At 66.4% G+C, this 19830-nt stretch carries 15 protein-coding genes; 11 read left to right on the top strand and 4 right to left on the bottom strand.

From position 1 onward, the window contains the following. Positions 1–25: 25 nt before the first annotated feature. The 3 genes from KYX69_RS11165 to KYX69_RS11155 form a co-directional block, all read right to left on the bottom strand. The gene (locus KYX69_RS11165; protein WP_300497201.1) at positions 26–778 is read right to left on the bottom strand and encodes a DsbA family protein; all 753 of its coding nucleotides are present in this window, start codon (positions 776–778) and stop codon (positions 26–28) included. Continuing rightward, positions 775–2130, bottom strand: a complete 1356-nt coding sequence (locus KYX69_RS11160; protein WP_300497510.1) for a M48 family metalloprotease — start codon at positions 2128–2130, stop codon at positions 775–777. The genes KYX69_RS11165 and KYX69_RS11160 overlap by 4 nt, the downstream gene beginning before the upstream one ends. 129 nt (positions 2131–2259) lie before the next feature. Beyond that, a complete protein-coding gene (locus KYX69_RS11155; protein WP_300497199.1) occupies positions 2260–4953 on the bottom strand; it encodes an Rne/Rng family ribonuclease in 2694 nt (897 codons plus the stop codon). Positions 4954–5551: 598 nt separating this feature from the next. Between KYX69_RS11155 and KYX69_RS11150 the strand changes: the two genes are divergently transcribed. The 4 genes from KYX69_RS11150 (at position 5552) to KYX69_RS11135 (ending at position 11552) form a co-directional block, all read left to right on the top strand. Beyond that, a complete protein-coding gene (locus KYX69_RS11150) occupies positions 5552–6676 on the top strand; it encodes an N-acetylmuramoyl-L-alanine amidase (RefSeq protein ID WP_300497196.1) in 1125 nt (374 codons plus the stop codon). Between the two features lie 261 nt (positions 6677–6937). After that, entirely contained in the window at positions 6938–9442 is a 2505-nt protein-coding gene (locus KYX69_RS11145) for a penicillin-binding protein 1A (RefSeq protein WP_300497194.1), read from the top strand. Between the two features lie 224 nt (positions 9443–9666). Beyond that, entirely contained in the window at positions 9667–10794 is a 1128-nt protein-coding gene (gene prfB, locus KYX69_RS11140; RefSeq protein ID WP_300497193.1) for a peptide chain release factor 2, read from the top strand. Positions 10795–10817: 23 nt separating this feature from the next. Further along, complete coding sequence (locus tag KYX69_RS11135; protein WP_300497507.1) at positions 10818–11552, top strand: class I SAM-dependent methyltransferase; 735 nt, start codon at positions 10818–10820, stop codon at positions 11550–11552. Between the two features lie 36 nt (positions 11553–11588). Here KYX69_RS11135 and KYX69_RS11130 read toward each other — a convergent pair whose 3' ends face one another. Further along, complete coding sequence (locus tag KYX69_RS11130) at positions 11589–11990, bottom strand: JAB domain-containing protein (protein ID WP_300497191.1); 402 nt, start codon at positions 11988–11990, stop codon at positions 11589–11591. A 125-nt stretch (positions 11991–12115) separates the two neighbouring features. Between KYX69_RS11130 and KYX69_RS11125 the strand changes: the two genes are divergently transcribed. From KYX69_RS11125 to KYX69_RS11095, 7 genes are all read left to right on the top strand, one after another. Then, positions 12116–12910, top strand: coding sequence for a thymidylate synthase (locus tag KYX69_RS11125; protein ID WP_300497188.1), 795 nt, complete (start codon positions 12116–12118; stop codon positions 12908–12910). Further along, positions 12907–13383 carry a dihydrofolate reductase gene (locus tag KYX69_RS11120; protein WP_300497186.1) on the top strand — a complete coding sequence of 159 codons (477 nt, stop codon included), beginning with the start codon at positions 12907–12909 and terminating at the stop codon, positions 13381–13383. Before KYX69_RS11125 ends, KYX69_RS11120 begins: the two co-directional genes overlap by 4 nt. Before the next feature lie 115 nt (positions 13384–13498). Beyond that, a complete protein-coding gene (locus tag KYX69_RS11115) occupies positions 13499–14668 on the top strand; it encodes a dipeptidase (RefSeq protein WP_300497184.1) in 1170 nt (389 codons plus the stop codon). A gap of 163 nt (positions 14669–14831) precedes the next feature. Then, positions 14832–15758, top strand: coding sequence for a bifunctional riboflavin kinase/FAD synthetase (locus KYX69_RS11110; RefSeq protein ID WP_300497181.1), 927 nt, complete (start codon positions 14832–14834; stop codon positions 15756–15758). Positions 15759–16038: 280 nt separating this feature from the next. Next, positions 16039–19068, top strand: a complete 3030-nt coding sequence (locus KYX69_RS11105; protein ID WP_300497179.1) for an isoleucine--tRNA ligase — start codon at positions 16039–16041, stop codon at positions 19066–19068. 14 nt (positions 19069–19082) lie between these two features. Next, positions 19083–19607, top strand: a complete 525-nt coding sequence (gene lspA / locus KYX69_RS11100; RefSeq protein ID WP_300497505.1) for a signal peptidase II — start codon at positions 19083–19085, stop codon at positions 19605–19607. Continuing rightward, positions 19600–19830: DUF3035 domain-containing protein (locus KYX69_RS11095; protein ID WP_300497176.1), on the top strand; the 231-nt coding region annotated here is incomplete at its 3' end. The genes lspA and KYX69_RS11095, both read left to right, overlap by 8 nt.

The following is a 19830-nucleotide window of genomic DNA, read 5'->3' as shown; positions in this document are numbered from 1 at the left end:
ACAAAGCCCGAACAAGGCCGGGGCGCTATTTCCCTCTGCGCCGGGCGGTTTGGACGGCTTCCTTCAGAACCTCGTACGGCACCATCCCGGAAATGACCTGTTCCCCGATCACCCAGCTGGGGGTGCCGGTGACGCCCAGCTTGCTGGCGACGTCGAGATTGCGCGCGACCTCCGCCTCGACCGGGGCGCTGCCGATCGCCTGCTGCGCGCGCGCGACATCGAGCCCGGCGGTGGCGGCGGCGGCATTGATCGACGCCTCGCTCAACTGGCCGCCCGAATAAAGCGCCATGTGAAACGGCTTGAACTTGCCCTGCTCGGCGGCGGCGAGGCCCCAGCGTGCGGCGACGCGGCTGCCCTCGCTCAACACGGGAAGCTCGCGATAGACGATGCGGACCTTGGGGTCCTCTGCCACCAGTCGCGCGATCATCGGCAGGCTGGCGCGGCAATAGCCGCAGGCATAGTCCATCCACACCGATACGGTGACGTCGCCCGACGGATTGCCCTCCCACGCCCCGGCATAGGCGTCAAAGATCGCGGCGCGGTTGGCGGCGACTGCCTTGCCGCTTTCGCGCTCCTGCAGCCGCTTCATCGCTTCGGGCAGGATTTCCGGATTTTCGAGGACATAGTTGCGTACGACCTGACCGATCGCCTTGTCATCGCGCGCGGCCTGATCGGGGATCAGCGCCTGGACGCCGACCACCACAAGGCCCCCGACCACGCCGGACAGCACCAGGGTGCCGGCCAGCGCCAGCGGGCTCTTCGCCAGTTTTTCGATCACTTGCGCTTCCTGTCCTGCATCATCGCCTGGCCCGCCATGACGATGTCCTGCGCGCGAATCCAGTCGGGAGTACCCTGCGGCAATCCGGCCATTGCCGCCTGTGCACTGGGGACCGCGCGACCGATATCGCCGATCATGCTGGCACGTTCGGCGGTGGCCAGCGCAGCCCGCGCGCTGTCGCCCTTGCGCTCATACAGCATACCGAGCTGGTACCAGGCGAACGGGTTTTCCTTGTCGCGCACCACCGACTGGCGCAGCACCGTCTCTGCCTCAGCCAGATGCGCCGGATCCTCGGTCGCGAGCAGCGCATGGCCGAAGGTGGTGGCGATCAGCGGCTGAAAATTGGTCTTTGCCGTTGCGGCGCGCAGCGGGGCCAGCGCATCGCGCGGCTTGCCGGATTCGAGCAGGATCTGCCCCTCCAGCTCCAGGAAATAGGGGTTTTCGGGTTCGGCGCGGACCAATGCCGCGGCTTCGCCCGCCGCTTCCTTGGGATAGCCGCCGAGATGATAGGCATAGGCCCGGGCATAACGCGCGGTGACGCTGGTATCGGTTGCCGGGTAGCGGCGCAGCGTATCCTTCGGCTCGGTGACATAGCCGCGCAGCTTGGCCTGCACGCGCTTGAACCGCGCTTCGATCTGCGGATCGCTGGGCTTGTTCCATGCCGGATCAGCCTGAAGATCGGCGGTCAGCGTGGCGATGCGGTCGCCCGACATCGGATGGCTCATCACATAGCTGGTGTCACTGCCGCGCTTGAGGCCCCAGCGATATTCCTGCTGCTGCAGCTTCTTGAAGAAATCGAGCATGCCGCGCCCGCTGACGCCCGCGCCGGACAGGAACTTGGCTCCGGCGGCGTCGGTCGTCGCCTCCTGCGCGCGACTGAAGGCGAGATAATTGCCCATCGCGGCGCGCTGCCCGAGCTGCATCAGACCCATCCCGGCGTCAGCGGAACCCGCCGCCATCGCCGCCGCGCCGAGCAGCAGGCTGAGGATGGTGATGCCGGTCGCGCCCTTCCCCATCCGATCGCCCAAGGGCACGTGGCCGCCGGTGATATGGCCGATTTCATGCGCGATCACGCCCTGCACCTCATTGGCGCTGGAGGCAGCGTCGATCAGGCCGGAATGGATGTAGACGGTCTGTCCGCCCGCGACAAAAGCATTGATCGACTGGTCGTTGATCAGGACGATGCGGACATTGGCGGGCGACAGGTTCGCCGCCTTGATGATGTCGCGCGACATATCGGCGAGCAGCGCCTCGGTCTCCGCGTCGCGCAGGATCGATTGGGCATAGGCTGGGCTGGTGATGCACAGCAGCAGCAGCGCGAACAGGGATACAAGCCGCTTCATGCCGCCCATCATGGTGGTTTTTCCCCCGCGATCAACCGTCGGCACGACGGGACGCCATTTTGGCGGCTTGGCCCGGGCGCCATGAACCCGCGATGAAAAAAGGGGCGGGAGCATCGGCCCCCGCCCCTGTTTTCGCGATCAGGCCCCGAAGGTGCGCTGCCACCAGCCGCCGCGACGCGGCGCGGAGTCGCTCTCCCCGCTTTCGGCGGCCGCCTCTACCGGCGCAGCTTCAACGGCCTCAGCCGGTGCCGAGTCGGCATCTGCGGCCGGGGGAGCGAGGTCCTGCGTCACTTCCGCAGCCGGAGCTTCGTCCGCCTTTTTGCGACGGCTGCGCTTGGGCTTGGCAGGCGCTTCGTCTACGACGGGAGCCTCGATCGCCTCCTCGGCCACCGGCGCTTCGACCGGTGCGGTTTCGGCGGCGGGAGCTTCCTCGCCCTTCTTGCGGCGCGTCCGCTTGGGCTTTGCGGGCGCTTCCTCGGCCACCGGGGCCTCGACCGCAGTGTCCACCGGAGCTGGCTCGGCCGCCTCGACCGTTTCGCTGACCGGGTCGGCATCCGCCTTTTTGCGACGGCTGCGCTTCGGCTTGGCCGGGGCTTCCTCGGCCACCGGCTCGGTCACCGGATCGACAACCTCGGCCTCGACCGGAGCCGCGTCCTCAGCGTCGGCGGCGCCGGACTCGATGCCGGTATCCTCACCGCCGGTGCCGCGACGACCGCCGCGACGACCGCGACGGCGGCGCTTGCGGCCCTCGCCTTCGCTTGCGGCGACCGGAGCATCCGCACCGGCGTCAACCGTCTCGACCGAATCAGCGTCGGTGTCAGCGCCTTCGTCAGCGTCCTCGCCGTCGCTTCCCTGCTCGGCACCCTCACCATGCGGCGCATCGCCATCCTCGCGACGGCCGCGGCGTCCGCGACGGCGGCGACGGCGCTTGCGGCCCTCGCCGTCACCCTCGGCGCGCTCGCCACGGTCACGACGCTCACGCGGGGCGCGGGCTTCGACCTCTTCTTCCTCTTCGTCTTCCTCTTCGTCGATCTCGTCGACGATGTCCTCTTCGATCTCCTGGATCGCGGCTGCGAACTTCGGCGCGTGCGCGGGCGGCGGGCCGCTCGCCTCGACCGACATGCGCGCGCCTTCCAGTTCGCCGTCCGACAGGATCTCGACGCGGACGCCGTAGCGATCCTCGATCTCGGCGATGTCGGCGCGCTTGTTGTTGAGGACGTAGAAGGCCGCTTCCTGGCTGCAGCGCAGCGTGATGTGCGAGCCGCGACCGCGTGCCGCCTCATCCTCGATCAGGCGCAGCGCGGACAGGCCCGCCGACGATGCGGTGCGGACCAGACCCGTGCCTTCGCAATGCGGGCACTGGCGGGTCGAGGCCTCGAGCACGCCGGTGCGCAGGCGCTGGCGGCTCATTTCCATCAGACCGAACGCGCTGATCCGACCAACCTGGATGCGGGCGCGATCGTTCTTCAGCGCCTCCTTCATCGCCTTCTCGACCTTCCGGACGTTGGACGAATGATCCATGTCGATGAAGTCGATGACGACGAGGCCGGCCATGTCGCGCAGCCGCAGCTGGCGCGCGATTTCCTGCGCGGCCTCAAGGTTGGTGGCGGTCGCGGTCTGCTCGATCGAATGTTCGCGGGTCGAACGGCCCGAGTTGATGTCGATCGACACCAGCGCCTCGGTCGGGTTGATGACCAGATAGCCGCCGGATTTCAGCTGCACCACCGGGTGATACATCGCCGACAATTGCTCCTCGACCCCGGCGCGCTGGAACAGCGGCACGGCGTCACTGTAATGCTTCACCTTCTTGGCGTGGCTCGGCATCAGGAGCTTCATGAAGTCCTTGGCCTGGCGATAGCCTTCATCGCCCTCGACGATCACCTCGTCGATATCCTTGTTATAGATATCGCGGATCGCACGCTTCATCAGGTCGCTGTCGCCATACACCAGCGCCGGCGCGGACGATTGCAGCGTCTTCTCGCGGATCTCGTCCCACAGCCGGGCGAGATAGTCGAAGTCGCGCTTGATCTCGGTCTTGGTGCGCTGGAGCCCGGCAGTGCGGACGATGCAGCCCATCGACGGCGGCAGCTTGAGGTCCGCCATGATCGTCTTCAGACGCTTGCGGTCGGCGGCGGAGCTAATCTTGCGGCTGATCCCGCCGCCATGCGCGGTGTTGGGCATCAGCACGCAGTAACGGCCGGCGAGCGACAGATAGGTGGTCAGCGCCGCACCCTTGTTGCCGCGCTCTTCCTTGACGACCTGAACCAGCAGCACCTGACGGCGGCGGATCACGTCCTGGATCTTGTAGCGGCGGCGCAGATTCATGCGGCGCTGGCGCAGCGCCTCGACCTGATCGTCACTGCCCTTGCGACCACGGCGGCGACGGCCCTTGCCATTATCGCCCTCGCCTTCGCCCTCGGCAGTCTCGCCACCCTCTTCGTCTTCGTCGGAGGGACGCTCGACCACTTCGACGTCGCCATCCTCGTCGTCATGGTCGTGATCGTCGCTATCGTCCGCCTCGCGCAGCGCGGCTTCCTCGGCGGCATGCTCGGCCTCTTCGCGCAGCAGTGCTTCGCGGTCTTCCTTGGGGATCTGATAATAATCGGGGTGGATTTCGCTGAACGCCAGGAAGCCGTGGCGATTGCCGCCATATTCGACGAACGCCGCCTGCAGCGACGGTTCGACGCGGGTCACCTTGGCAAGATAGATATTCCCCTTGAGCTGCTTGCGCTCGGCACTCTCGAAATCAAACTCCTCGATTCGATTTCCTTTGACGACGGCCACGCGGGTCTCTTCCCGGTGGCGTGCGTCGATCAGCATACGCATGGTCATTAGTTGGTCTCCGGGCGCGCCAGGCGGGTGTCAGCCGCGGCGCGCGAACAAGATTGCGCCCCATCAAATTGGGGGCGCAGGGGTTTGGTGATGCCTCTGCTGCATTGGCACGGCCGGACCCGTGGGTGCCCGCCTCCGCCGCCTCGCGCGCGACCGCCTGAGCGGTGCGATGCGGGATGGACGGAAATTGCCTCATGCAGCGTCAACCTGAATTACCGGGCCAAATGCGCCCGGCGATGGATACCGAATAACCCAAATCGGGATCGGTCGACACGATGCCTAGCATCGGTGTGGCCGCGCGGCAACATTTCGCGTGCGATGCAAAAACAACGCTCCGCTCCCGGCAAGCCTTTGCCGCTTGCCGGCAAAAAGATGCCGAATGCCGGGTTAACCGCAAGGCTTCACCGCGCCGGAAGGTCCGGGTGATTATTCCGGTCGCGTCAGGGAGAATATATTTTGTGAGTATGAGTGCATGCTTTTGGGCTGGACCCCCCCCAGCCCGGCGCGGCATATCGCCCGGGTGTCTTTTTTCCTTGCCCTCCTCGCCGGGTTTTTAAACGGCGCGCCGAGTTGGGCAGGAACCATACGTGCCATCGACGTGCAGTCGAACCGGATCGTCATCCGGTTTGACGAACGCGTCGCCGGTGCCAGCAGCTTCGTTCTGGCAGGTCCGAACCGGATCGCGCTGGACCTGATGGGTGCGCGCCCCGGTGCTGCGCCCGAGCAGACACGTGGACCGGTCGCTTCAGTGCGACAGGCCGCGCAGGGCGATGGCGCGCGCGTCGTGTTCGATCTGGCGCGCCCGGCAATCGTCACCGATGGCAAGTTCGGCGCCGACGGGTCGACGCTGACGCTGGAACTGCGCACGGTGGACGAGGCGCGCTTCGCCCGCGCCGCTGCCGAAGGCCGGCTGAGCTTCCTGCCACCGTTCAGCTTCGTGCGGGCATCATCCCGGCACAGCTACAGCGTGTCGGTGCCGGTACCACCCAAGCCGATGCCGTTTGCCATGCCGCGCATCTATGGCGCCGACGATGATCGCCCGCTGGTGGTGATCGACCCCGGCCATGGCGGGCATGACCCCGGCGCGATTTCCGCCGACGGCATTCAGGAAAAGGAGCTGGCGCTCAAGATTGCCAAGGCGATCCGCGACGAACTGGTCGCGTCGGGCCGGGTGCGCGTCGCGCTGACGCGGGAGGATGACCGCTATCTGGTCCATCGCGACCGGTTCGAGGTCGCCCGTGCGCTGGGCGCGGCGCTGTTCATCTCGGTCCATTGCGACGCGGCGATGCATCCCGGGGCAAGCGGGGCGACGGTCTACACGCTGTCCGAAGTGGCGTCCGACAAGGAGGCAGCACGGCTGGCGGCGCGCGAGAACAAATCCGACATCCTGGCCGGAATCGATCTGGCGGGCACGAATCGCGACGTCTCATCGATCCTGATCGACCTGACCCAGCGCGAGACGATGAACGCATCGGCCAAGTTCGCCCGGCTGCTGGGTCGGGAGGCGCAAGGCTTGATCCCGGTCAAGGACAGCCCGCACCGCATGGCGTCGCTGCTGGTGCTCAAGGCGCCCGACATGCCCTCGATCCTGTTCGAGGCGGGCTATATCTCCAACCCGAACGACGTCGCGCTGCTCAACACTGCCGAAGGCCGCAAGCGCGTGGCACAGAGCGTTGATCGCGCGGTGGCGATCCATTTCGCGACGCGGATGGCCGCGCGGTAGGAGGCCCTTGCATTCCTCCCCTGCCGCGCAGGGGAGGTGGAAGCGAAGCTGACGAAGAGGCCGCCTCGCAGAGGGCGGAATTTTGCCGAGCTGTTCACGGCCGTCTGCGCGGCCGCCCCTCCACCACCCGCTGCGCGGGCGGTCCCCCTCCCCTGAGCAAGCTCAGGGGAGGAATGACGCGGGCAGTCCCAATCCCCCTCCCCTCACCCCGTCGCATCCCCCGCTGGCAAGGCGGCGCTTTCCTGCTAAACCCCGCGCCCGATGGCGGACGACACCCAACCCAATTTCGTGCTGAAATTCACGCGTGAGGATGCTGGCGACCGCTTTGCGGCGATCCGCCGCACCTGGTGGTTCAAGCTGCTCGCGTGGCTGGCGCTGCTCGCGGGCGTCGGGACGATCGTGTTGTGGGCGCTGTTCCTGCGCGACCTCCCGTCAGTCGACAAGCTCCGCAGCTACGAGCCGCCGCTGCCGACCAATATCCGCGCCGGTGACGGCACCCCGCTGCGCAGCTACGCCCGCGATCGCCGGGTCGAGCTGTCGTACGAGGAATATCCCAAGCTGCTGGTCGGCGCCTTCCTCTCCGCCGAGGACAAGACCTTTTTCCAGCATAGCGGCGTCGATTATCCGGGCCTGGTCCGCGCGGCGTGGCAGGGGCTGACCAGCGGTGAGACGCCGCGCGGCACGTCCACCATCACGCAACAGGTGGCGAAGAACCTGCTGCTGACCAACGAGGTCAGCTATGTCCGCAAGGCGCGCGAGGCGATCCTCGCCTTCCGCATCGAAAATTCGCTGTCGAAAGAGCAGATCCTCGAACTCTACCTCAACCAGATCGCGCTGGGGCGAAACGCGTTCGGGGTCGAGGCCGCGGCAAACGCCTATTTCGACAAGAGCGTGCGCGAGCTGACGATTCCGCAATTCGCCTATCTCGCGATCCTGCCCAAGGGCCCGAGCAATTACATGCCCGAGCGGCACGAGAAGCGCGCGATCGAGCGGCGCAACTGGGTGCTCGGGCAGATGCGCGAAAATGGCTATATCGATCAGGCGCAGCATGATGCCGCAGTCAGCGCGCCGCTGGGTGCGGTGCCGCGCAAGACGCCCAAGACCGACCCGCTCGGCGGCTATTTCATCGAGGAAGTGCGCCGCCAGCTGATCGACAAGTTCGGCGACGAGGAAACCGACGGCCCGTACAGCGTCTATGCCGGCGGCCTGTGGGTCCGCACGTCGTTCGATCCCGAACTGCAAAAGGCCGCGCAAAAGGCGCTGCGTGACGGTCTGCTCCGCTATGATCGCGGGCGCGGCTGGTCCGGGCCGATGCGCGAAAAGCCGTTCGAGGGCGATGGCTGGCGCAGCGCCTTGCTCAACGAGAATATCGACCTCGATTATGAGGATTGGCGCGCGGCGATCGTCATTTCCAAGACGGCGGGCAGCGCGCAGATCGGCTTTGGTGATGGCCGCACCGGCGTGCTGCCGCGCGGTGGTGCGCAAATGCCGGTGCGGGGCAAGGGCGGCACCGCTTTTGCGGCGCTCAAGCCCGGCGATGTGATCGCGGTCGCGCCCGAGGGCGGCGTGTTCGGCCTGCGATCGGTGCCCAAGATTTCGGGTGGCATGGTGGTGCAGGACCCGCGCAGCGGCCGCATCCTGGCGATGCAGGGCGGCTTCGACGCGACAGTGCAGGCGTTCAACCGCGCGACCCAGGCGCAGCGCCAGCCGGGGTCCACGATCAAGCCGATCGTCTATGCCGCCGCGCTCGAAAACGGGATGACCCCGGCGTCGATCATCGTCGATGGCCCGTTCTGCGTGTGGCAGGGCGCGGCGCTGGGCGAGAAATGCTTCCGCAACTTCGGCAATACGCGGGGTGCGGGGCCGAAGACGATGCGCTGGGGCATCGAACAATCGCGCAACCTGATGACCGTGCAGGCGGCGAACCAGACCGGCATGGACAAGGTCGTTGACCTGATGCAGCGCATGGGCGTCAGCCAGCAGAAATATCCGCCCTATCTCTCCTATGCGCTCGGCGCAGGTGAGACGACAGTGACGCGGATGGTCAACGCCTATTCGATCCTGGTCAACCATGGCCGCGCGCTCAATCCGACGCTGATCGATTTCGTGCAGAACCGCCATGGCAAGGTGGTGTGGCCGGAAAACTGGCGCCCGTGTGACCGCTGCAATATGCCCGATTGGGATGGCAAGCCGATGCCGCGCCCGGTCAATCGCGCGCGCCAGGTGCTCGACGCGATGAGCGCGTATCAAATGGTGCACATTACCGAAGGCGTGATTCAGCGCGGCACCGCCACGGTCTTGCGCGACCTCAACCGCCCGATCATGGGCAAGACCGGCACCTCGTCCGGTCCGCGCGACGTGTGGTTCATCGGTGGCACGCCGCAGATGATCGCCGGCCTGTACATGGGCTATGACACGCCAGTGAATCTGGGCGGCTATGCGCAAGGCGGCACGATCGCCGCGCCGATTTTCAAGGCGTTCGCACAAAAGGCGTTGGAGAAGGAGGACGTCCTGCCCTTCACCGCGCCGGCCGGCATCCGCATGGTCCGCATCGACCGCACCACCGGCAAGCGGGTCTTCGGCGCCTGGCCCGGCACCGATCCCAAGGGCGCGGTAATCTGGGAAGCGTTCAAGCCCGAGAGCGAACCGCGCCGCCGCAGCCGCCGCGAAGAGGACGCCCCCAAGGCCGAGGTAAAGAAGAAAGCGGTGCAGCAGGACGGACCGCGCGACAGCGACTTCTTGCAACGCGAGGGTGGAATCTACTAGGTCCGCGCTGGCGCGGGCCCCTGGGCCGCGTCAGCGCGGACCATATCCCGGCGCAGGCCGGGATCGCCAGCGTCAGGCAACCGGCGGGCGGCAGGCGCTTCCTCGGGATTCGTTGGGACGTTGGTCGATGTGACGTGGCGGCCCCGGCCTGCGCCGGGGCGACGAGAGTGAATGGCGGCCCCGGTTTGTGCCGGGGCAACGAAGGTTATTTGAAAGGTTTCCCGATGCGCGCCGAAGCGCAGGCATATGCCGACAAGATCAACGCCGCGCTCGCATTGCTGCGCCGCTTCATCGACTGGGACAAGGCGCTGCGCCGGCTCGACGAGCTGAATGCGCGCGTCGAGGACCCGACCCTGTGGGACAAGCCCCGCGAGGCACAGGAGGTGATGCGCGAACGCCGTCGCTTGGACGAATCGATCACCGCGACCCGCGCGATCGAGCGCGAACTGGCTGAAACCAGCGAGCTGATCGAGATGGCCGAGGCCGAGGGCGACGAGGACATGGCGAGCGAGGGCACGCAGGCGCTCGCCGCACTCGCCGCGCGCGCCGAGGAGGACAAGGTGAAGGCGCTGCTGTCGGGTGAGGCCGACGCCAACGACACCTATATTGAGGTCCATTCGGGCGCTGGCGGGACCGAGAGCCAGGACTGGGCCGAAATGCTGCAGCGCATGTACACCCGCTGGGCCGAGCGTCATGGCTTCAAGGTCGAGCTGATGGACTATCACGCCGGCGAGCAGGCCGGCATCAAGTCCGCGACGCTGCTGGTCAAGGGCGAGAATGCCTATGGCTATGCCAAGACCGAAAGCGGCGTGCACCGCCTCGTCCGTATCTCGCCCTATGACAGCTCGGCGCGGCGGCACACCAGCTTCTCGTCGGTCTGGGTCTATCCGGTGATCGACGATTCGATCGATATCGAGATCAACGAAAGCGACCTCAAGATCGACACCTATCGCGCCTCGGGCGCGGGCGGGCAGCACGTCAACACCACCGATTCGGCGGTCCGCATCACGCACGTGCCGTCGGGCATCATCGTCGCCAGCCAGCAGGACCGGTCGCAGCACAAGAACCGGGCGACCGCGATGGGGATGCTGAAGGCGCGCCTCTACGAAGCCGAACTGGCCAAGCGGGAGGCGGCGGCGCTCGGCACCTATTCGGCTAAGACCGAAATCGGATGGGGTCACCAGATCCGTTCCTATGTCCTCCAGCCTTATCAGCTGGTGAAGGATCTGCGCACCGGCGTGACATCGACCGCACCGTCCGATGTGCTCGACGGGGCTCTCGACCCGTTCATGGCAGCTGCGCTATCACAGCGCGTGACCGGCGAGACGGTCGAGGTGGAGGATGTCGATTGAGACTGGCCGGCGCTGCGTTGTTCCTGATCCCGGCGGCGCTGCTTGCCGGTTGTGACGAGACGCGCCCGCGCCCCCAGCCGGAACCGAGCGAAGAACTCGCATTCCCCGCCGCCGACCGCCCGGTCGCACCGATCGTGTCGTCGCGCTGGTCGACCGAAGAGGCGCGCGACCGACTGAACGAGGCCGACACGGTGATGAACATGGCGGACATCCGCCCCGGCACCACGGTCGCGGATATCGGCGCGGGCGAGGGCTATTACACCGTCCGTCTGGCCGCACGGGTCGGGGCCAAGGGCCGCGTGCTGGCGCAGGACATCGTGCCGGGCGTCCGCGATGCACTCGCACAGCGCGTCGCGCGCGACCGACTCGACAATGTCAGCGTGCGGCTGGGCGAGCCGGAGGACCCGAAGCTGCCGGAGAACAGCTTCGACCGCGTGTTCATGGTGCACATGTATCACGAGATCGAATCGCCTTACGAATTCCTGTGGCGCATGCGTCCCTCGCTGCGCCGCGACGGTTTGGTGGTGGTAGTCGATGCGGATCGCGCGACGGAGAATCACGGCACGCCGCGCGCGCTGCTGAAATGCGAATTTGCTGCCGTCGGCTACCGTCAAGTCGCGATTCGCGACATGCCCTCGGCCGGCGGATATCTGGCGATGTTCAAGGCCGAGGGGCCGCGCCCTGAGCCGTCCGCAATCAAGCCCTGCCCCAATCGCCCGAGCGCCAAGGCGAGCGGCGCACCGATGGGCGACGAGTAAGCACTTTCGCTATTCTACCCGCCGGGGGAGGATTATCTAGAGCAACCCCGCCGCGCGAAAGCTCCACATCGCACCGCCCCGCCCCACCACGACATGATCGACCAGCCGCGTATCCACCGCCGCAAGCGCGCGGGCTAGGCGGGCGGTGACCATGCGATCGGCGCGGCTGGGCCAGGCTTCGCCCGATGGATGGTTATGGGCCATCAACACCCGCGCCGCGTCCAGCAGAACCGCATCGGCGACGATCCGGCGCAGCGGCAGCTCCACCGCATCCGCCCAGGGCGAAGTGATGCGCCGGGTACCGATCACGATTCCGCGCGAGTCGCAAAAGGCGAAGACTGCAAGCTCATGCTGCGCATCGGCGATCTCCGCCGCGAGCCGGCTGGCCAGCGCGTCGGGGGGAGCTTCCGGGGAGAGAACGGACAACGCGCCAGCCATGAGGGGAACGTCGCGCGGCGGCTCTGCCGGGTCGAGCGCAACTCGCCCCGGTGCGGACCGGATTACCGCCAAAATGGACTGACCGCGCTTGGCGACCCCCGATGGCTCGGCTAGGCTGATCGACGATGCGGCAATATCTCGACCTGATGGAACGCGCGCTGCGCCATGGCGCGGTGCAGAATGACCGGACCGGCGTGGGGACACGGAGCGTGTTCGGCCACCAGATGCGGTTCGACCTGTCCGAGGGCTTTCCGCTGCTGACGACCAAGAAGCTGCACATCAGATCCATCTTCATCGAATTGCTGTGGTTCCTGCGCGGCGACACCAATGTGAAGTGGCTGCAGGACCGCCGGGTCAGCATCTGGGACGAATGGGCCGATGAACAGGGTGATCTCGGCCCGGTCTATGGCAAGCAATGGCGCGATTGGGAGGCGCCGGACGGCCGCCATATCGACCAGATCAAGGAGCTGATCGAGACGCTCAAGACCAGTCCCGCGTCGCGGCGGATGATCGTATCCGCCTGGAATCCGGGCGAGTTGCACGCGATGGCGCTGGCCCCGTGCCACTGCCTGTTCCAGTGCCATGTCGCCAATGGCAAGCTGTCGCTGCAGCTGTATCAGCGCAGCGCAGACATCTTTCTGGGCGTGCCGTTCAACATCGCGAGCTATGCGCTGCTGACCCATATGCTGGCGCAGCAATGCGATCTGGAGGTGGGCGAGTTCATCTGGACCGGGGGCGATTGCCACCTCTACTCCAACCATGTCGAACAGGCGGAATTGCAGCTGACTCGCACGCCGGGGCCGCTGCCGCGGCTGGAAATCCTGCGCCGTCCGCCGTCGATCGATGCCTATGAATTCGAGGATTTCGCGCTGCACGACTATGTCGCGCAGCCGCATATCAAAGGCGCGGTGGCGGTTTGATCACCTTTCATCTGGCGCGGGCCGATAATGGGGTGATCGGGGTCGATGGCGACCTACCCTGGCGGCTGCCGGCGGACCTCAAGCGGTTCAAGGCGCAGACCATGGGCAAGCCGATGGTGATGGGGCGCAAGACGTTCGAGGGGTTTCCGAGCCCCCTGCCCGGCCGTCGCCATATCGTGCTGACCCGCGATCCCGCCTGGCGCGCGGAGGGAGCGGAGGTGGTGCATTCGGTTGACGAGGCATTGCAGGTCGCGGGCGACGGCGATGTCGCGGTGATCGGTGGGGCGGAGATTTTCGCATTATTTCTGTCGCTTGCGGAGCGGGTCGAGCTGACCGAGGTGCATGTGTCGCCTGACGGCGATGCGGTGGTGCCGGCGTTCGGGGCGGAGTGGCGCCAGGTGGCGCGGGAAGACCATCCCGCCGAGGGCGAACGGCCCGCATACAGCTTCGTGACGCTGGAGCGCCTGCCCTGATCGTCACCCCGGCCTTGTGCCGGGGTCCACTGTGCCGCAGAACCCCAAGCGATCGGATAGGCGGCGCGGTGGATGCCGGAACAAGTCCGGCATGACGAGCTTGGGAGGGGATGCGATGAAAAAATGGCTCTGGGGCGCACTTGCGCTGATCGCGGTGGCCGTCGCCGCCTTCCTCATCCTAGCCCCCGGCATCGTCGAAAAGGACATGAACCGGGTCGTCGCGACCAAGCTGCCCACCGTCACCGACTCGACCCGCAAGCTCCACGCGACGCTGCAGATCGCGGACATGCATGAGGACACCCTGCTCTGGAAAAGAGACGTGCTGGAGCGCGCGTCGCGGGGGCATGTCGATCTGCCTCGGCTGATCGAGGGGAATGTCGCGCTGCAGGTGTTTTCGTCGGTGACCAAGACGCCGAAGGGCCAGAATTACGACGCCAACTCCGCCGAGACCGACAATATCACGCTGCTTGCGGTGGCGCAGTTGCAGCCGCCGCGCACCTGGACCTCGCTGCTCGAACGCTCGCTGTTCCATGCCCAGAAGCTGGAGCGCGCGGCGGCGCGGTCGGAGGGGCGGTTGCATGTGATCCGATCGCCGGGAGAGCTCGATGCGCTGCTGGCAGCGCGGGCGGCGGGGCAGAAGGCGGTCGGCGGGTTGCTGTCGATCGAGGGGCTCCAGAATATGGAGGGCAGACTCGAGAATCTCGACCGGCTCTACAACGCCGGGTTCCGCATGGCCGGCCTCGTCCATTTCTTCGACAATGAGATCGCCGGGTCGATGCATGGCGAGCAAAAGGGCGGACTGACCCCGCTCGGCCGCCAGACGATCGCGCGGATGGAGCAGCTCGGCATGATTGTCGACATCGCCCATTCGAGCCACGCGACCGTCGCCGAGGTGCTCAAGATGGCCAGGCGCCCTGTTGTCTCCAGCCATGGCGGGGTGCAGGCGGTGTGCAAGGTCAACCGCAACCTGAGCGACGACGAGATTCGCGGTGTGGCAAAGACCGGTGGCGTGGTCGGCATCGGATACTGGGACGCGGCGATCTGTGGGACCGAGCCGGAGAAGGTCGCCGCCGCAATCGCGCATGTCCGCGATCTGGTGGGGATCGACCATGTCGGGCTGGGGTCGGACTTCGACGGTGCGGTGACGACCGGGTTCGATACGGCGCAGCTGGTCTATGTGACCCAGGCTTTGGTCGATCGCGGGTTTACGCCGGAGGAGATCGGCAAGGTGATGGGCGGCAATGTGCTGCGGGTGATCCGGGCGGGGATGGCGTCGGCCAACTAAATCCTCCCCGGCACGGGGAGGTGGCAGCGCGTAGCGCTGACGGAGGGGCCCCACGGCAACGGACGCCGTTGCCTCGGGCCCCCTCCACCATCCTTCGGATGGTCCCCCTCCCCGTTCCGGGGAGGATTTGCACGCCTCGCCCTTCGCACTATAGCCCCCGCGCATGGAGCGGCTGGACGGAGCGGCTTCGGTCCCAGCGCATCTGCGCGGCGGGATCGTTGCGCTGGGGAATTTCGATGGCTTTCACCGGGGCCACCAGGCGGTGGTGGGTCGGGCGGTGGCGCGTGCGCGGGATGAAGGGCGTCCGGTCATCGTCGCGACGTTCGATCCGCATCCGGTGCGGCATTTCCGGCCCGATACCCCGCCCTTTCGCCTGACCACGCTGGACCAGCGCGCGCGGCTGTTTGCCGCAGCGGGTGCGGACGCGATGCTGGTGTTCGGGTTCGATGCCGCCCTTGCCAGCCTGTCGGCACGGGAGTTTGCGCAGCAGCGGCTGGTCGAGCTGATCGGCGCGGGGGGCGTGGTGACCGGCGCGGACTTCACCTTTGGCAAGGGGCGCGACGGCAATGTCGCGGTGCTGGCCGCGCTGGGCGCGGAGCTGGGGTTCAGCGTCGATACCGTGTCGCCGGTCGCGGCGGAGGGTGAGGTTGTGTCGTCGAGCCGCATCCGCGATGCGCTGCGCCAGGGCCAGCCGCGGGAGGCGGCGGCGCTGCTGACACGGCCCTTTGCGATCGAGGGCGTGGTCGAGGGGGGTGCGAAGCTGGGGCGGCAGCTGGGCTATCCGACCGCCAATATCCGGCTCGGCAGCTATCTGCGCCCGCGCTACGGCGTCTATGCCGTGCGCGCGCGGCTGGCGGATGGGCGGATGGTGGAAGGGGTGGCGAATTTCGGCATCCGCCCGATGATCGATCCACCCGAGGAGCTGCTCGAACCCTATTTCTTCGACTTTTCGGGCGATCTCTATGGCCAGATGGTCGAGGTGCAGTTGATCGACTTTCTGCGCGACGAGGCGAAATATGACGATCTCGACACGCTGAAGGCGCAGATTGCGCGCGATTGCGAGGATGCGAAGGCCGCGCTGGCGTATTGATTGCGCACAAAGGCACGAAGCCACGAAGAAGATTTGGTTCACGCAGAGGCGCGGAGGCGCGAAGATACTGCCCTTGCCGCGCGAGCGGCCCACATCGCGCGCCATCGGCGAGTGGAACGGCCAGTCGGATTCAGGCGCTTCGCGCTAAGCGAAGCCTCTCTGCGCCTCCGCGCCTCCGCGTGAGTCACCTTTCTTCTTCTCTTCGCGCCTTCGTGGCTTTGTGCGCGCCAAAAACCTTCTTCTTCCCCCACCGCCCCACACAGGCTAATCCCCGCCGCAAATGACCGACACACCCGACACCGCACGCGACTGGCGCGACACCGTCTTCCTGCCGAAGACCGACTTTCCGATGAAGGCCGGCCTTGCCGCCAAGGAGCCGGAGATTCTGGCGCGCTGGGCCAAGCTGGGCCTGTATCACCGGCTGCGCGAGCAGCGCGCGGGGCGGGAGCGGTTCATCCTGCATGATGGTCCGCCCTATGCGAATGGCGACATTCACATGGGCCATGCGATGAACAAGATCCTCAAGGACATCATCGTTCGCAGCCAGTCGCTGATGGGCAAGGACGCGCCCTATGTCCCCGGCTGGGACTGTCACGGCCTGCCGATCGAGTGGAAGATCGAGGAAGCGTATCGCGCCAAGAAGCTGAACAAGGACGAGGTGCCGGCGGCGGAATTCCGCGCCGAATGCCGCGCCTATGCCGAGAAATGGGTCGCGGTGCAGCGCGGGCAGTTCGAGCGGCTGGGCGTCATGGGCGATTGGGACGATCCGTACCTCACCATGAAGTTCGACGCCGAGGCGACGATCGCGGGCGAATTGCTGAAGTTCGCGGAGTCGGGGCAGCTGTATCGCGGGGCCAAGCCGGTGATGTGGTCGCCGGTCGAAAAGACCGCACTGGCCGAGGCCGAGGTCGAATATGAGGATGTGGTCTCGACGCAGATCGACGTCGCGTTCGAGATCGTCGATGCGACAGCAGATGAGTTGATCGGCGCGCATGCGGTGATCTGGACGACGACGCCTTGGACAATCCCGGTGAACCAAGCTTTGGCCTATGGCGAGGGCATCGTTTATTCGATTGTGGAAGCTCGTGGTGAGTGGAGTCCGACCGCGGACGACGAGGACTTCGAGGGCTTTGCTTGGCACGGCCTAGATTGGATCGTGAATACCCGGTTTGTGGTCGCGACCGATCTAGTGGAGACATTTGCTGCTCGCATCTTGTCACAGATCCCAGCCGGTGGCCCGAAGATCGAATTCGTAGAGATGAGCCGAGTAGATGGCACCAGCCTCGCCGGCGCCACCGCCCGCCACCCGATGCACCATCTCGGTAGCTTCTTTGCCAAACCGCGTCCGTTCCTGCCCGGCGAATTCGTCACCACCGACGCGGGCACCGGCCTGGTCCATATGGCGCCCGATCATGGCGAGGACGATTTCCTGCTGTGCAAGGCGCATGGCATCGATCCCGTCTTCGCGGTCGACGATGCGGGGTTGTACCGCGCCGACTGGCTGTGGCTGGGCGGTCAGGGATCGGTGATCAACAAGAAGTTTGTGGCAAGCGACGGGCCGATCTGCAGCGATTTGCGCGCCGCCGGGGCGCTGCTCGCCGCGTCGGACGATTTCGCGCACAGCTATCCGCATAGCTGGCGGTCCAAGGCGAAAATCATCTTTCGCTGCACGCCGCAGTGGTTCATTCCGATGGATGGCAATAAAGCCGTCGCCCCGGCGCAGGCCGGGGCCGCCAGCGGTGGCGCGGGCGATGCGGCTGTCGCGGGACAGGAGCCTCTGGCGGCCCCGGCCTCCGCCGGGGCGACGGGGCGCGATGTCGCCGCGGAACTGCCGGGCTTTGCGGGAGCTGCGGGTTTTGGGCCGGTGGTCAATCCGTCCAATTCCCCCACCCTGCGCGGCCTCGCGCTCGATGCGATCGAGCGGACGCGGTGGGTGCCGGAGAAGAGCCGCAACCGCATTCATGCGATGGTCGAGGGGCGTCCGGACTGGGTGATTTCGCGCCAGCGTGCGTGGGGTGTGCCGATCCCGCTTTATGTCCATCGCCAGAGCGGCGATTATCTGCGTGACGACGCGGTCAATGCGCGCATCCTCGACGCATTCCGTGCCGGGGGTGCGGATGCGTGGTTCGGGGCGGATCATCAGGCGTTGCTGGGGCCGGACTATGATCTCGCCGAGTATGAGGTGGTCAACGACATCCTCGACGTGTGGTTCGACAGCGGATCGACCCACAGCTTCGTGATCGAGGCGCGCTATGGCGAGGGTGTGCGCGCCAACCTGTATCTCGAAGGGTCGGACCAGCATCGCGGCTGGTTCCAGTCGTCGCTGCTGGAGAGCGCGGGGACGCGCGGGCGGGCACCGTACGACGCGGTGCTGACGCATGGCTTCGCGCTCGACGGGCAGGGGCGGAAAATGTCCAAGTCGCTCGGCAATGTCGTCGATCCGCTCAAGATCATCGGCGAGAGCGGCGCGGACATCCTGCGGCTGTGGGTCGCGCAGACCGATTATTTCGAGGATGTGCGGATCGGCAAGGAGGTGCTGGCGGGCACCGGGGACGCGTATCGCAAGATCCGCAACACCTTCCGCTACCTGCTCGGCGCGCTCGACGGGTTCAGCGATGCGGAGAAGGTCGGGGTCGACGCGATGCCCGAGCTGGAGCTGTATGTGCTCCACAAGCTCGGCATGCTCGATGTCGAGCTGAAGGCGGCGGCGGAGGCTTACGAGTTCAACCGCTATACGCGTGCGCTGTCGGACTTCATGAACGAAGATCTGTCGGCCTTCTTCTTCGATATCCGCAAGGATTGCCTGTACTGCGACGCTGCGGAGAGCCCGAAGCGGCGGGCGTATCGCACGGTGCTCGACACGCTGTTCCACGCGCTGGTGCGCTATGCCGCGCCGATCCTCGCCTTCACGGCCGAGGAAGTGTGGCAGGCGCGCTTCCCGTCCGAGGATGGGTCGGTCCATTTCCTCGAATGGCCCGAGCTTCCGGCGCTGCCCGGCGACGATCTCGTCACGACGGAGTGGGAGGATATCCGGCGGTTGCGCGAGGCGGTGACCGAGGCGATCGAGCCGCTGCGGCGCGAGAAGGTGATTCGTTCCAGCCTGGAGGCCGAGGTGACGGTGCCAAACCTGCTACGCCCGGCGGCGGAGTTGGCCGAGGTGTTCATCGTTGCCGATGTTCATCATGGCGAGGGCGCGGGCGTTGCGGTCAAGCGGACGGAGCATAAGAAGTGCGGCCGCTGCTGGCGTCTGCTTCCGGAGGTTGAAGCCGATGGCATGCTGTGCCACCGCTGCGACTCGGTAGTTTCGTGAAAGACATGGCATCGATGAACCGCAACCGCACGATCGGCTTCGCCCTCGCCCTGCTGATCTTTGTCGCCGATCAGGCGATGAAGGCATGGGTGGTCGAGGGGCTGGGCATCGACGCGCCTGGCAAGGCGATTGAGGTCGTATCCTTTTTCGACCTGCGCTTCGTCGCCAATATCGGGGTGTCGCTGGGCCTGCTGGCGGCGGAGACCGACACGATGCGCTGGGCGCTGGTCGCGCTGACCGCGGCGATTGCCGGGGGCGTGGGCTGGTGGATGCTGCGCGAGCAGAACCGCCACGACCTGCTGGCGCTGGCGCTGGTGCTGGGCGGTGCGCTGGGGAATATCGTCGATCGCGTGCGCTTTGGCTATGTCGTCGACTATGCCGATCTGCACTTTGGCGAATGGCGCCCTTTTTTGGTCTTTAACGTCGCCGATGCTGCGATTACCATCGGCGTCCTGATCCTGCTCATCCGGGCGCTGTTCGTGCGTGAGAAACCCAAGGCCGATGACACCGGCGCCCCTGTGGAGAATGCCAATGCGTAAGTCCGTGCTTGTTGCCGCCATCTGCGGCTCGGCGACCCTGCTCGCCAGCTGTGGCAGCGGCATGTTGGGCGACCGCAAGCGTCCCGACGAATTCGCGGTGGCGCGTCAGGCGCCGCTGGTGATCCCGCCCGACTTCGCGATGCGCCCGCCCCAGCCGGGTGCGCCGCGCCCGCAGGATGCCGGCGGCCCCGCCCAGCAGGCACTTGACGCGCTGTTCGGCGGG

The organism is Sphingomonas sp. (assembly GCF_030145815.1).
Classification (GTDB): domain Bacteria; phylum Pseudomonadota; class Alphaproteobacteria; order Sphingomonadales; family Sphingomonadaceae; genus Sphingomonas.
Note: the sequence above shows the minus strand (reverse complement) of the source record. Positions and strands in the feature narration are given on the sequence as shown.